The organism is Rhodococcus sp. ABRD24 (assembly GCF_004328705.1).
GTDB lineage: Bacteria > Actinomycetota > Actinomycetes > Mycobacteriales > Mycobacteriaceae > Prescottella.
Map to the genome: position 1 here is coordinate 2,841,744 of NZ_CP035319.1, position 14,501 is coordinate 2,856,244.

8 protein-coding genes and 3 rRNA genes are annotated in these 14,501 nt (G+C 62.5%); 10 read left to right on the forward strand and 1 reads right to left on the reverse strand.

The features are described 5' to 3' along the window. Window positions 1–89: 89 nt before the first annotated feature. Window positions 90–1,889, reverse strand: coding sequence for a glycosyl transferase (locus tag ERC79_RS12500; protein ID WP_131578606.1), 1,800 nt, complete (start codon window positions 1,887–1,889; stop codon window positions 90–92). A 269-nt stretch (window positions 1,890–2,158) separates the two neighbouring features. On the opposite strand from ERC79_RS12500, the gene ERC79_RS12505 reads away from it, so the two are divergent. The 10 genes from ERC79_RS12505 to ERC79_RS12550 all read left to right on the forward strand — a co-directional run bounded on the left by ERC79_RS12505 (window position 2,159) and on the right by ERC79_RS12550 (window position 14,444). Further along, a complete protein-coding gene (locus tag ERC79_RS12505; RefSeq protein ID WP_242676539.1) occupies window positions 2,159–2,611 on the forward strand; it encodes an ATPase in 453 nt (150 codons plus the stop codon). Further along, on the forward strand, window positions 2,598–2,933 hold the full coding sequence (locus tag ERC79_RS12510; RefSeq protein WP_131578610.1) for a metalloregulator ArsR/SmtB family transcription factor: 336 nt from the start codon (window positions 2,598–2,600) through the stop codon (window positions 2,931–2,933). The genes ERC79_RS12505 and ERC79_RS12510 overlap by 14 nt, the downstream gene beginning before the upstream one ends. Before the next feature lie 148 nt (window positions 2,934–3,081). After that, the gene (locus tag ERC79_RS12515) at window positions 3,082–5,886 is read left to right on the forward strand and encodes an FAD-binding and (Fe-S)-binding domain-containing protein (protein ID WP_131578612.1); all 2,805 of its coding nucleotides are present in this window, start codon (window positions 3,082–3,084) and stop codon (window positions 5,884–5,886) included. A gap of 14 nt (window positions 5,887–5,900) precedes the next feature. Next, window positions 5,901–6,083 carry a hypothetical protein gene (locus tag ERC79_RS12520; RefSeq protein ID WP_131578613.1) on the forward strand — a complete coding sequence of 61 codons (183 nt, stop codon included), beginning with the start codon at window positions 5,901–5,903 and terminating at the stop codon, window positions 6,081–6,083. Next, a complete protein-coding gene (locus ERC79_RS12525; RefSeq protein ID WP_242676540.1) occupies window positions 6,080–6,583 on the forward strand; it encodes a hypothetical protein in 504 nt (167 codons plus the stop codon). The genes ERC79_RS12520 and ERC79_RS12525 overlap by 4 nt, the downstream gene beginning before the upstream one ends. A 490-nt stretch (window positions 6,584–7,073) precedes the next feature. Next, a 16S ribosomal RNA gene (locus ERC79_RS12530) occupies window positions 7,074–8,590 on the forward strand. 328 nt (window positions 8,591–8,918) lie between these two features. Continuing rightward, window positions 8,919–12,047: ribosomal RNA gene (locus ERC79_RS12535) — 23S ribosomal RNA — on the forward strand. A gap of 131 nt (window positions 12,048–12,178) precedes the next feature. Continuing rightward, window positions 12,179–12,295, forward strand: a 5S ribosomal RNA gene (gene rrf, locus ERC79_RS12540). The 16S, 23S and 5S rRNA genes sit together here, the layout of an rRNA operon. A 434-nt stretch (window positions 12,296–12,729) precedes the next feature. Continuing rightward, window positions 12,730–13,203 (forward strand): hypothetical protein, encoded by a 474-nt coding sequence (locus ERC79_RS12545; protein ID WP_131578615.1) that lies wholly within the window; start codon window positions 12,730–12,732, stop codon window positions 13,201–13,203. 305 nt (window positions 13,204–13,508) lie between these two features. Further along, complete coding sequence (locus ERC79_RS12550) at window positions 13,509–14,444, forward strand: hypothetical protein (protein WP_207390308.1); 936 nt, start codon at window positions 13,509–13,511, stop codon at window positions 14,442–14,444. Window positions 14,445–14,501: the final 57 nt, after the last annotated feature.

Below are 14,501 nucleotides of genomic sequence, written 5' to 3' on the forward strand. Positions count from 1 at the left end.
GTGCGGACCGACGCCGCGGCGGAGCGGGTGTCGGATGGTGAGGCGGTCGCGTCGTCGGGCACGGTAGTCGATGCTAGGCGAAACCGCGGTCAGGTCAGTGGTCGCACATCCCATACCCACACGCCGTCCACGTGCTTTCCGGCCACGCCGAGTAGCTGATTCACGGTGGTGAGCAGGGCCTGTTCGTTCTTGCCGGGTGGTAGCACCACGACGTCGGCATCCCAGAATCGGAGATCGTCGAGTGCGGTCGCACGCGTGGCGTCGTCGATGTCGGGGACGACGCCGGTGTTCTGCGTCTTGCCGAGCAGCAGTGCTGTCGGGCGGTCGTCGGGGCCGTACTTGCCCTTGCCCTCGGGTCCGGCAGGGCCCACGAAATACCCTCCCGCGATGGGGAACCCGAAACCCTCGTCGCTCTGCCAGCTCAGCATCTTCGCATCCTCGGGCCGTGGCAGCGGGACGGTCACGACGGAGCCGTCGGTGACGTACGAGCGCCACGTGCCGTCGGCGAAGAAGGCAGGTGCCGGGGTGCGCTGTGCGACGGCGAGGGGCGCCGGTGCGAGTGGTATCAGCGCGACGGCGAGCCAGCCCAGCCACAGCAGGGTCGTCGCTCTCTGGCCAGCACGGCCGGACGCCATTGCACGGTCGGTGCCGAGCGCCAGCAGAATCGCGATGGCGGGGATGCATCCCATCGCGAAGCGGGATTCGAGGACCGATTCGAGCAGGGGCAACTTCGCGAACCATGACCACGGCAGCCGGATTCCGGTGTCGTTGTGCGCGACGGTCAGCTCGACGCCGAGGGAGAGGACGCCCATCACCACGATGGTCGCGGAGGCGGCTCGGGCCATCGGCAGCCGCCACCGCCATACGGCGGTCATTGCGGTGAGCAGCAGCAACGGCCATCCGAAAAATGCGTTCTCCTCGGTGGAGTTCATCGACAACCCCTCCGCCGATCCCGGGTCACCGGCGAGGGACTGGGTGGGGAAGCGGGTGAACGCGTTGACATCGTTGCCGACCGAGCCGTGCTCGATTGCGTGGTAACTCTGCGGTCCGAAGAACTGCCACCACAACGGGATCGCGACGATCGCCAACGAGACCACGCCGGCGATGCACAGTCCCTTGAATCCGCGTCGGGCAGCGGCGATTGCCGCGGCCGGGCGGGACGCGCCGTATGCGACGCCGAAGATGGTGAACGCGATGGTGTACACCAGCAGCGGTTCTTCGCCGAGGAAGATCTGGTAGGCGACCGCCAGTCCGAGCACGACGCCGTTGCGGACGGGGCGCACTCCGGATCCCAGACGGATCACCAGCAGCGCGATGAACGGCAGCAGGAACAGGGCCACGAAGTTCGGGTGCCCGTTGGCGTGCGAGATCATCGCAGGCGCGAAGCCGCAGAACACACCGCCGACCGCAGCCGCGAACCTGGAGGTCACCACGTGCCTCGACAGCACCCAGTACCAGGCGGTCGCGGTGCCGGCGAGGCCCAGCGTGAGCGCGAGCGTGAATGTGACGGTCGGACCGAACAAGTGGGTGATCGGAGCGAGTGGGATGCTGACGCCGAACATCGCGGTGTTCGCCATCAGATTCACCCCGAGCGGATAGTTCTGCAGGGTGCTCGACAGCGGATTGTCGAAGTTCACGAGCGAGCGCTCGGTGACCGCGAAGAACCACTCCCACATGGTCTGGTCCTGGCCGCTGTGGACCAGGTAGCCGTCACCGAGGTGCCGCCATTGCCGGATGAGCACGAATATCGCGAGCATGAGAAACGATGCGGCCGCGGCGACATCGGCCGGCGCGATCCGGAGCCGTCGTGTGCGAGCAGGGGTGGAGACAGCAGTGGAGGTGGTTGCGGTCGAGGAGTCCCCGTCGACCAGTCCCAGGGTCTCGCTCACGCATCGTCCCTTCGCATCGCTGGACGGTGGGGCGGGGCGCCGTGCAGCCGTCGGGTGACCGGAGGCGACAATACCGCAGCTAGCTGGGTGACATCTGTGAGAAGTAGCGGGTTTGCGGGGACAGAGCGGACATACGGGACAACACATCGCGGTGGATTCGGGCAGCTTCGCCACCGGCTACAAAAGTGCAACTCTAAGGTTGCAGTAAAAGCCATCATCTGCAAGGCTGGCGTTGTAGAAAGCTTGTAGCTGACTCGAGGATGGCAACGATGGACGTCTTGGACCGAATCGAACGACAGATCGAGATTGAGGCCCCCGCATCACGGGTGTGGCTGCTGATCAGCGAGCCGGGCTGGTACATCAACTCGGAACAGATCGTTCCGCACCGGATCGAGCGACGCGGCGACCTGGACATCGTGCACGATCCGACGCACGGCGCGTTCGCTTTCGCGACGGTGGAGTTGGATGAACCGCGATACGCGGCATTCCGTTGGCTTGCCGACCCCGACGATCCGGACGGGCCGTCGACGTTGGTGGAGTTCACCATTGCGGAGGTCTCTCCGACGAGGGTGGTGCTCACGGTCGTCGAGAGCGGGTTCGCCTCGCTGCCGGGCAGTGAGGCGGAGCGCCGCCAGCGGTACGACGGCAATGTCGAGGGCTGGGCGATAGAACTCTCGCTCGCCAAGCGCCACATGGAGGAGCCGGTGGATGCGGTCGGGTGAATCTCACGATCCTCCGGTCGTGTTCGCCGCGCTGGCGGACGATACGAGATGGAGCATCCTGATGCGGCTCGGTCAGTCCCCGGCGTCCGCGTCGGCGTTGGCGAGGGAGCTTCCGGTATCTCGGCAGGCGATCGCCAAGCACCTCGCGGTACTGCAGGACGTGGGGTTGGTCGAGGCCGAGCGGGACGGCCGGGAGCTGCGCTTCGTAGCGATCGGTGCCCGGCTGAACGAGGCGGCGACTCAGCTCGAGCGGATCGCGAGCGGCTGGGATCGTCGGCTGGAGCGGATCAAGATGCATGCCGAGCGCCCCGATTCTCGTTGACGGACACACTCCCCAGACCGGTGGCGATGCGCGTGTTACGGCGGCGATCGTGAAGATCGCTGTCGCCGCGATGTCGGGTCGCCACTTGACGGATGCAGGCATTCAGCGCATCGGGACGGGTGTCGGTGTGCGGCACTAGGCTGCTCGTATGCCGGTCCGGACCTTTTCCGACGCGCTTCGACGCGCGGGGGTCCGAGATGTCCGCGATGACGGCACCACCCGTGCGATGTACTCCTCGGACGCCTCGCTGTACCGGGTTCCGCCTCGGATGGTGGTGTTTCCGCGCGCGATCGACGAGGTCGCGACGGTGCTCGAGATGTGTCGTGCGGAGGGCGTCCCGATCACGGCACGGGGCGCCGGGACATCGGTCGCGGGTAATGCGGTGGGTCCGGGCGTGGTCCTCGATTTCAGTCGGCACCTCGGCCGGGTGCTCGGCGTCGACCCGGGCACGCGCACGGCCGTCGTCGAACCGGGTGTCGTGCAGGCGATGCTCCAACGGGCCGCCGCGCCGCACGGGCTGCGCTTCGGCCCCGATCCGTCGACGCACAATCGCTGCACGATCGGTGGCATGATCGGCAACAACGCTTGCGGTGCAAGAACTCTCGGGTACGGCCGTACTTCGGACAACGTCGTCGGGCTTGAGTTCATCGCCGGAACCGGTGAGGCGCTGTCGTTGCCCGTCGAGTCGAGCACGTCGATTCTCGAGAACTTGCGCGACGTCATCCGCATCGGATTGGCTACCGTACGAACCGAATTCGGCAACTTCGGGCGCCAAGCATCCGGATACTCACTCGAGCACCTGCTGCCGGAGAACGGCTTCGATGTCGTCAAGTTCCTCGTCGGCAGCGAGGGCACGCTCGGGATCGTCACGGGGGCCACCGTCCGACTAGTGGAGGATCCAGCCCACCGGGTGCTGGTCGCGCTCGGCTACGACGACATCGCCTTCGCCGGGGACGACGCCGAGATGGTCCTCGGTTTCCGGCCGACGGCCTGCGAGGGCATCGACTCGCGCCTGGTCGACATAGTGCGGGAACGGCGCGGTCCGCAGGCCGTACCGCCGTTGCCTCGCGGGGCCGCCTGGTTGTTCGTGGAGATCGCGGGTGCGTCGCATGACGAAGTGCTCGAGCGTTCACGGGCGTTGGCCGACGGATGCCGCGCGATCGACTCGCTCGTTGTCGAGGACCCGACACGGGTCGCAGCGCTGTGGCGGATCCGCGAGGACGGTGCCGGTCTGGCCGGGCGCAGCCCTGCGGGCAAGCCCGCGTATGCCGGCTGGGAGGACGCCGCCGTCCCGCCTGGCCGAATGGGTCCCTACCTGCGTGAGTTCGACGCCCTGCTCGCCGAATTCGGCCTCACCGGTCTGCCGTACGGGCACTTCGCCGACGGTTGCCTGCACATCCGTCTGGACCTGCCGCTGGATCGGCCGTCCGGCACGGACGTCTTCCGGCGCTTCCTGATCGCCGCCGCCGAACTCGTCGCGCGGTATGGGGGCTCGCTGTCGGGGGAGCACGGCGACGGCCGCGCACGCAGCGACCTGCTGCCGATCATGTACTCGTCGGATGCGTTGCGCCTGTTCGGTGCGGTCAAGCACGTCTTCGACCCCGCCAACCTCCTCAATCCGGGCGTCCTCGTCGATCCCCGCCCGGTCGACGCCGATCTGCGCGTTCCGCAGACCTCCCCGCTCAGGGCCGGGCTCGCACTGGCGTATCGCGACGACGACGGTGACTTCGCCCAGGCCGTGCACCGCTGCACCGGCGTCGGTAAGTGCCGCGCCGACACCACCGGCAGCGGTGGCGTCATGTGCCCTTCCTATCTGGCAACGCGGGAAGAGAAGGACTCGACGCGCGGACGCGCTCGCGTCCTGCAGGAGATGGTGAACGGCAGCCTCGTCCGCGACGGCTGGCGTTCGCCCGAGGTGCACGACGCTCTCGACCTGTGCTTGTCCTGCAAGGGTTGCGCGTCCGACTGTCCCACCGGTGTCGACATGGCCTCCTACAAGGCGGAGGTTCTGCATCAGAGCTATCGGCGGCGACTGCGTCCGGCCTCCCACTATTCGCTGGGTTGGCTGCCGCGTTGGGCCGCGATCGCCGGCCGGGCACCGCGCCTGGTGAACGCCGTGACCCGTCTACCCGGTGTCGCACCGGCCGCGTTGACGTTGGGCGGTGCGGATCGGCGACGGCACATCCCGCAGTTCGCGTCGCTCTCCTTCAGACGCTGGTTCGACGCCACCGCCGGTCAGCGACGCGCGTCGGGGGACCCGGTGGTGCTGTTCGTCGACACCTTCACCGATCACTTCACACCCGAGGTCGGGATGGCCACCGTCCAGGTGCTCGAAGACGCGGGCTTCCGTCCCCGGCTCACTCCGCAGCGGCAGTGTTGCGGACTCACGTGGATCACCACCGGCCAGCTCGACGCGGCCCGCCGTATCCTCGGCCGCACCGTCACAGCATTGGCAGAAGAAGATGTGCCGATTGTCGGAATGGAACCGTCGTGCACGGCGGTCCTGCGGTCCGACGGCCCGGACCTGCTCGGCACCGACGATGCCCGCCGGGTCGCCGACGCCACCGCCACCCTGGCCGAACTGCTCACCGACCGGGACGGCTGGGAGCCGCCGAACCTGTCCGGAACCAGCGTCATCGCGCAACCGCACTGCCACCACCACGCGGTGATGGGGTGGGGCGCCGATGCCGAGCTGCTCCGACGGGCGGGCGCACACGTGACGAGGCTCGGAGGCTGTTGTGGACTGGCCGGCAACTTCGGAGTGGAGAAGGGGCACTACGACGTCTCCATTGCAGTCGCGGAGCACCAATTGCTGCCCGCGGTCGATGGGGCAGACCCGAACACGGTGATCCTCGCCGACGGCTACTCGTGCCGCACCCAGATCGGCGACCTGACCGCACGAGACGGGGCTCACCTCGCGGAACTCCTGGCCGATCTGCGGAAACACGGCTGAGGCACAATCCAGTCATGCTCTCCACGCCGGTCATCGTCACCATTGTTTCCGTGTGTATCGGGTTCGTCCTGTTCGTTCTCGCGGCGAGCGGTGCCCGCGGAAAGTGGGACAAGCGCCTGGTCGGCGTTCTCCTCGTCACCGCGGTCCTGTGCCTGACGGCGGTGCCGCTCTCCGTTGCGCTGAGCGCGGCGGTGTGACAACGGTGCCGCGCCCCGACACCTGGCCCAGCGAGTGGCCCAAGACTGCGCGGCAGATCGCCGTCTCCACCGACGACGCACTCACCGCCGCCCGGACTGCTTCGGGCGAGCACTTGGCCGACGCGCTCGATGAACTGCTCGCCCTTCCTTTCGAACAGGTGACGCTGGTCCATGCCGGCGTCGTGCGGGCATTGCTCGAAGACCTGCATCCCGACGGCTTCTCCGGGGAGGACATCCAGGACGCGCTGACGCGGGTCGCCGGATCGGCACTCACATGGATCCCGGGCCTCGACATTCCCGCACTCGCCGCCGTCCTCACCGGCTCTCTGGGACTGACGGAGATGAGCGACGACGCTCAGCGCATCGGTCCGGCCGACTACCTCCGTAGCGCGATCCTGGTGATCGCCGATCTCCTGGCGACCGTCGATATGCCGTCAACCGGGTACATCCGGGACGCGATCGGGGAGATCGCGCGAGCAGAAACCGTCGAGATGCCCTGACGGGGTCTCCGGCACCCGATGTTCACGCAAAGTACGCCGTCGATGCGCCCTGACCAGGCGATTTGGCATTCGGTGACAGCTTCGCGTAACTTATTCCAGGTCAGAGCGACACGGACACCGACCCGGGCCTGAGGGACTGGGAAAACGAGGTTGTACGGAGAGCGCCTGGCGAATCTGCTTCGACTGGTTCAGGATCTCGGATTTGCGTTCGGGTGTTGATCTGGTTAGGCTGGAACAGTTGCCCCGAAACGATGAGCCTGTGGGTTCGGAGTGGTGGTGTGCGCGTGTTCTTTGAGAACTCAACAGTGTGTCGATGAATGTCAGTGCCAATTATTTTGGTGCCCCGCATCTTTTTTGGGTGTGGGTTTGCTGATTGTTCCATTCTTCCGTCTGGGATGGTCAGCGCAATAGCTAGTTTGAGTTTTTTTGCTAGTGATTTGACTCGATGTCTATGACTGATTGGTGGCTTCGGCTGCGTAATCTAGAGTCTTCAACGGAGAGTTTGATCCTGGCTCAGGACGAACGCTGGCGGCGTGCTTAACACATGCAAGTCGAGCGGTAGGGCCCTTCGGGGTACACGAGCGGCGAACGGGTGAGTAACACGTGGGTGATCTGCCCTGCACTTCGGGATAAGCTTGGGAAACTGGGTCTAATACCGGATATGAGCCTCTACTGCATGGTGGAGGTTGGAAAGGTTTACTGGTGCAGGATGGGCCCGCGGCCTATCAGCTTGTTGGTGGGGTAATGGCCTACCAAGGCGACGACGGGTAGCCGGCCTGAGAGGGCGACCGGCCACACTGGGACTGAGACACGGCCCAGACTCCTACGGGAGGCAGCAGTGGGGAATATTGCACAATGGGCGAAAGCCTGATGCAGCGACGCCGCGTGAGGGATGACGGCCTTCGGGTTGTAAACCTCTTTCAGCAGGGACGAAGCGAGAGTGACGGTACCTGCAGAAGAAGCACCGGCCAACTACGTGCCAGCAGCCGCGGTAATACGTAGGGTGCGAGCGTTGTCCGGAATTACTGGGCGTAAAGAGCTCGTAGGCGGTTTGTCGCGTCGTCGGTGAAAACCAGCAGCTCAACTGCTGGCTTGCAGGCGATACGGGCAGACTTGAGTACTGCAGGGGAGACTGGAATTCCTGGTGTAGCGGTGAAATGCGCAGATATCAGGAGGAACACCGGTGGCGAAGGCGGGTCTCTGGGCAGTAACTGACGCTGAGGAGCGAAAGCGTGGGTAGCGAACAGGATTAGATACCCTGGTAGTCCACGCCGTAAACGGTGGGCGCTAGGTGTGGGTTTCCTTCCACGGGATCCGTGCCGTAGCTAACGCATTAAGCGCCCCGCCTGGGGAGTACGGCCGCAAGGCTAAAACTCAAAGGAATTGACGGGGGCCCGCACAAGCGGCGGAGCATGTGGATTAATTCGATGCAACGCGAAGAACCTTACCTGGGTTTGACATATACCGGAAAGCCGTAGAGATACGGCCCCCCTTGTGGTCGGTATACAGGTGGTGCATGGCTGTCGTCAGCTCGTGTCGTGAGATGTTGGGTTAAGTCCCGCAACGAGCGCAACCCTTGTCCTGTGTTGCCAGCACGTAATGGTGGGGACTCGCAGGAGACCGCCGGGGTCAACTCGGAGGAAGGTGGGGACGACGTCAAGTCATCATGCCCCTTATGTCCAGGGCTTCACACATGCTACAATGGCCGGTACAGAGGGCTGCGATACCGTGAGGTGGAGCGAATCCCTTAAAGCCGGTCTCAGTTCGGATCGGGGTCTGCAACTCGACCCCGTGAAGTCGGAGTCGCTAGTAATCGCAGATCAGCAACGCTGCGGTGAATACGTTCCCGGGCCTTGTACACACCGCCCGTCACGTCATGAAAGTCGGTAACACCCGAAGCCGGTGGCCTAACCCTTGTGGAGGGAGCCGTCGAAGGTGGGATCGGCGATTGGGACGAAGTCGTAACAAGGTAGCCGTACCGGAAGGTGCGGCTGGATCACCTCCTTTCTAAGGAGCATCTCCTTCTCGGACCAGCACGTAGGTGTTGGGGGAGTGAGGCAGAGGCCGTTGAGTGAACACATGTTTCACTGCGGTTGCTCATGGGTGGAACACTGACTGTTTCGTCTGCGTATCGGATGGCCATGATGGTTGTTCGGCAGGTGATATATCGGCATACTGTTGGGTCCTGAGAGAACACGTGAGTGTTTCCTCGAAGGAGAGACGATCCTGTTCGGATGTCAGGCAGACCGCACTACTTCGGTGGTGGGCATGGTGCTGGCGGAGTTCGAGTGGGGTGTGTTGTTTGAGAACTGCACAGTGGACGCGAGCATCTTTGTTGTAAGTAATGAAGAGCGTACGGTGGATGCCTTGGCACCAGGAGCCGATGAAGGACGTAGGAGGCTGCGATAAGCCTCGGGGAGCTGTCAACCGAGCTGAGATCCGAGGATGTCCGAATGGGGAAACCCAGCCACAGTGATGTGTGGTTACCCGCGCCTGAATATATAGGGCGTGTGGAGGGAACGTGGGGAAGTGAAACATCTCAGTACCCACAGGAAGAGAAAACAACAGTGATTCCGTGAGTAGTGGCGAGCGAAAGCGGAAGAGGCTAAACCGTGGATGTGTGATAGCCGGCAGGCGTTGCATTCGTGGGGTTGTGGGATTCATTTTGTCGATTCTGCCGAGTCGGCCGACAGTAAGAAATCGTTGTGTTAGTCGAAGTGGTCTGGAACGGCCTGTCGTAGAGGGTGAGAATCCCGTAGACGAAAACATGACGACTGTCGTAGTGGACACCCAAGTAGCAGCGGGCCCGTGAAATCTGCTGTGAATCTGTCGGGACCACCCGATAAGCCTGAATACTCCCTGGTGACCGATAGCGGACTAGTACCGTGAGGGAAAGGTGAAAAGTACCCCGGGAGGGGAGTGAAATAGTACCTGAAACCGTGCGCTTACAATCCGTCAGAGCCTTTGCACCTTCGGGTGGGGGGTGATGGCGTGCCTTTTGAAGAATGAGCCTGCGAGTTAGTGACATGTCGCGAGGTTAACCCGTGTGGGGTAGCCGTAGCGAAAGCGAGTCTGAATAGGGCGTTCGTAGTGGCATGTTCTAGACCCGAAGCGGAGTGATCTACCCATGGCCAGGGTGAAGCGACGGTAAGACGTCGTGGAGGCCCGAACCCACTTAGGTTGAAAACTGAGGGGATGAGTTGTGGGTAGGGGTGAAAGGCCAATCAAACTCCGTGATAGCTGGTTCTCCCCGAAATGCATTTAGGTGCAGCGTCGCGTGTTTCTCACCGGAGGTAGAGCTACTGGATGGTCTAGGGGGCCCACAAGCTTACCGAAATCAGCCAAACTCCGAATGCCGGTGAGTGAGAGCGCGGCAGTGAGACTGCGGGGGATAAGCTTCGTAGTCGAGAGGGAAACAGCCCAGATCGCCAGCTAAGGTCCCTAAGCGTGTACTAAGTGGAAAAGGATGTGGGGTCGCGAAGACAACCAGGAGGTTGGCTTAGAAGCAGCCACCCTTGAAAGAGTGCGTAATAGCTCACTGGTCAAGTGATTCTGCGCCGACAATGTAGCGGGGCTCAAGTACACCACCGAAGCTGCGGCATTCGCATAACACCCATGTTCCCTTGCGGGGGGATGTGCAGTGGTGTGGATGGGTAGGGGAGCGTCGTGTGGCCATGGAAGCGCCGGAGTGATCCAGGTGTGGAGGCCACACGAGTGAGAATGCAGGCATGAGTAGCGAAAGACGAGTGAGAAACTCGTCCGCCGAATGACCAAGGGTTCCTGGGCCAGGTTAATCCGCCCAGGGTGAGTCGGGACCTAAGGCGAGGCCGACAGGCGTAGTCGATGGACAACGGGTTGATATTCCCGTACCCGTGTGAACGCGCCCCTGGTGAATCAGTGATGCTAAGCACCCTGAAGCTATTCGTTGTCCTTCGGGACGGTGGGTGGTGGATGCGTGTGAACCGATCTGGTAGTAGCCAAGCGATGGGGTGACGCAGGAAGGTAGCTGAGCCAGTCAGTGGTAATACTGGTGTAAGCGTGTAGGGCGTGACCTAGGCAAATCCGGGTCGCATACAGCCTGAGACGTGATGCGTAGCCGATTGAGGCGAATTCAGTGATCCTATGCTGCCGAGAAAAGCCTCTAGCGAGCTTTCACACGGCCCGTACCCCAAACCGACACAGGTGGTCAGGTAGAGAATACTAAGGCGATCGAGATAACTGTGGTTAAGGAACTCGGCAAAATGCCCCCGTAACTTCGGGAGAAGGGGGGCCTTCGCTGGTGATCGGACTTGCTCCGTGAGCTGGTGGGGGCCGCAGAGACCAGAGAGAAGCGACTGTTTACTAAAAACACAGGTCCGTGCGAAGTCGTAAGACGATGTATACGGACTGACGCCTGCCCGGTGCTGGAAGGTTAAGAGGACCGGTTAGCCAGTGATGGCGAAGCTGAGAATTTAAGCCCCAGTAAACGGCGGTGGTAACTATAACCATCCTAAGGTAGCGAAATTCCTTGTCGGGTAAGTTCCGACCTGCACGAATGGCGTAACGACTTCTCTGCTGTCTCAACCACAGACTCGGCGAAATTGCATTACGAGTAAAGATGCTCGTTACGCGCGGCAGGACGAAAAGACCCCGGGACCTTCACTATAGCTTGGTATTGGTGTTCGGTTCGGTTTGTGTAGGATAGGTGGGAGACTGTGAAGCGGGCACGCCAGTGTTCGTGGAGTCGTTGTTGAAATACCACTCTGATCGTATTGGATATCTAACCTCGGACCATGATCTGGTTCAGGGACAGTGCCTGGTGGGTAGTTTAACTGGGGCGGTTGCCTCCCAAAATGTAACGGAGGCGCCCAAAGGTTCCCTCAGCCTGGTTGGCAATCAGGTGTCGAGTGCAAGTGCACAAGGGAGCTTGACTGTGAGACTGACAAGTCGAGCAGGGACGAAAGTCGGGACTAGTGATCCGGCACCGGCAAGTGGAAGCGGTGTCGCTCAACGGATAAAAGGTACCCCGGGGATAACAGGCTGATCTTCCCCAAGAGTCCATATCGACGGGATGGTTTGGCACCTCGATGTCGGCTCGTCGCATCCTGGGGCTGGAGTAGGTCCCAAGGGTTGGGCTGTTCGCCCATTAAAGCGGCACGCGAGCTGGGTTTAGAACGTCGTGAGACAGTTCGGTCTCTATCCGCCGCGCGCGTTAGAAACTTGAGGAAGGCTGTCCCTAGTACGAGAGGACCGGGACGGACGAACCTCTGGTGTGCCAGTTGTTCCGCCAGGAGCACTGCTGGTTAGCTACGTTCGGAAGGGATAACCGCTGAAAGCATCTAAGCGGGAAGCCTGTTCCAAGATGAGGTTTCTCACCCCTTCGAGGGGGTAAGGCCCCCGGCAGACCACCGGGTTGATAGGCCAGAACTGGAAGTCCGGTAACGGATGGAGGTGACTGGTACTAATAGGCCGAGGACTTACCACAAAGAAGCTACGCGTCCACTGTGCGGTATCTGAAACAACACACAGATATCATTCACCCCCCACATTCCGGGGCCTTCGGGTCGACGGATGGTTCGGGCGGGGAGAGGTGAATGTGTGACAGTTTCATAGAGTTACGGCGGCCATAGCGGAGGGGAAACGCCCGGTCCCATTCCGAACCCGGAAGCTAAGCCCTCCAGCGCCGATGGTACTGCACTCGACAGGGTGTGGGAGAGTAGGACACCGCCGAACACCTTTTCACCGAAGGCCCCCACGGATCACCGTGGGGGCCTTCGGCATTTCTGCATCAAATATTGGTTCAATCCTGTGAGAATATGCCGATGATTCTCGAACATGTGCTGCAAGTAGGATCTTGTGATCTTCAGCGATAGATGTGGGTTGAGTAGGGCAGGGTCTCCGAGACTGCTCGGTGCGAAGCTCGGAGTGCGTATTTTCAGGCCGACGGGATCGGATCACCGTGCTACGGCGGGCACATCCCGACTTCTACCTTGAATTGTGTACATTACGACTCTTTCCGATGGCAGATGCGGGCGCAGCTCTCCCGTCACGTTCCGGTGGTCGCGAACGCTGTGGTTGGCAGCTTCGAAACGCTGTGGCAATCTGACGATATGACTGGGCGGGGAGGGACTGGTACACAGCGATGCTCCGTCGAGGCCGAGAAGGACATGCGCTATTCGCGCAAGCCTGGGTGGCGGCCGCACGATACTGCCTGGGTAACGTGGGTGGCGCTGTTGCCAATCCTTCTCCTCGTCGTCTCGATCCCGGCTGCCCTCCTCGAGGACAATCGCGGAACGATGATCGGCGATGTGCTTGTCACCTGGAACCTGTTCGGCATTTTCGGCCTGGTGGTGACTGTCCCGGTGGCAATGGTGGCTCTGTTCGGCGCGGCCGCTCTGAAACAACAGTTCCGCTTCGGGCGCTGGCTCGCTTCACTCGGCAGCGCAGCGGCGGCGATCGCCTTCGCCACCCTCGCCTACGGCATCGTCGCCGAAATGGCGTCGCCCGATGAGTGGAGGGACCCGAACAGTTGGGCGCCGGTGCTCTCTCCCTCCGCAGCTTTCCTTGTCCTCGTCCCGTACTTCGCGATCACTGTGGCCAACACTTACGTGATCGGCCGCCTCTGGAAGCGACGCGCCTAGCGCCGTCGTGAACAACTCCAACAGCGCACCGCCAGAGCTGGTCCAGCGTTGGCTGACTGAAGAGGGCTGGCAAATGGGGCTGACGCTGTTGTGCCCCGGCAACTTCCGGGAGGTGCGCCTAGCCTCATGAGATGCCTTGGGGATCTCTCGGCCACGACGGGACGGTGCAAGGTAGTCAGATGAATCCAATTGCGGAAATGATCCTGGCGGGGCCGCGGGGTCGACGTCTTTGCCTCGAGCTTGCCAGGGATCTGGACTCGGACATTTCAACCGCCGTCTTCCAACTCGCGCACGGCGTCGAAGTAGTGAGTGGTTCATCTGGGGTCCGGTTGATCCCGACCGCTGGGGTCGGCAGCGATCCCTTCCCGGTTTCGTCACTGGAGCAGCTCTCGGCCGACCTTGTGTCTGTCGATCTCGCCGACCTCGGCACGGGCCGGATTCAAACTGCCTTGGCGCGGTCGGTGGATTCCGCGACGTATTGGCAGGAGCCCGACGGTGCAGACGTGCTCGCGGGCCACCCGACTGTCCGGGCTGCCCTCTCACGCCTCGCCGAACACCTCGCGTCGTCCCCGATCATGGAGTGGTTCAGGGAGCCCCGTCGGACCGAGCAGTGGGCTATCGATTGGCGATCAGCCAACGCCTGGGCGCCACTGCCGAAGGATCCGCAACAAACGCTCAGGCAGTGGGCGGCCGGCGTGCGCACGGAGGAAGCACAGGCCGCGCGCGAACGCCCCCGTGACCCCCATGCCGATTGGACCGGAACCTGGTGGTCAATCCCGTTGGGACTCATCAAGACTGTCGGCCGTCTTCCTGCTGAGTTGAGTCTCGTGGAAGATGGGTTCGGGTGGCAGCAAGCGACAGCGATACCTGTCCGCGGGATAGGCCGAACTTTCGAGGTCCACTCGGAAGAGGACTGGATACTGCTGTGCCGTTCCTTTCCGCTCGAGGTCACCGCGTCGCGGCGGCATGACTGGTTCCGCGCCACCGGCCGCGACGACCGGTGGGTCATCCCCGATTGGGAACGTGTCGCGAGCGAGTGGGACGCCGTGCACCTCACACCTTTGTGCTATCTCAGCAGCGCGACGCGGGTCCTTCAGGTTGATACCGAGATCGCCTCGGTCATCGCCGGCTGGGACCCAGGCAGCACCATCTGGCTAACCGATGTCGCACGCGAAGGAGACGGACCGCGACAGGATTGGCACCTCGACAGCAACAGCGGCACTTGGATTTTGACGTCTTAGACGCGTTCTGATAGGAGAACTCGTCGAGTTGTGGTCGCGTCATCGCACCGCTCGCGG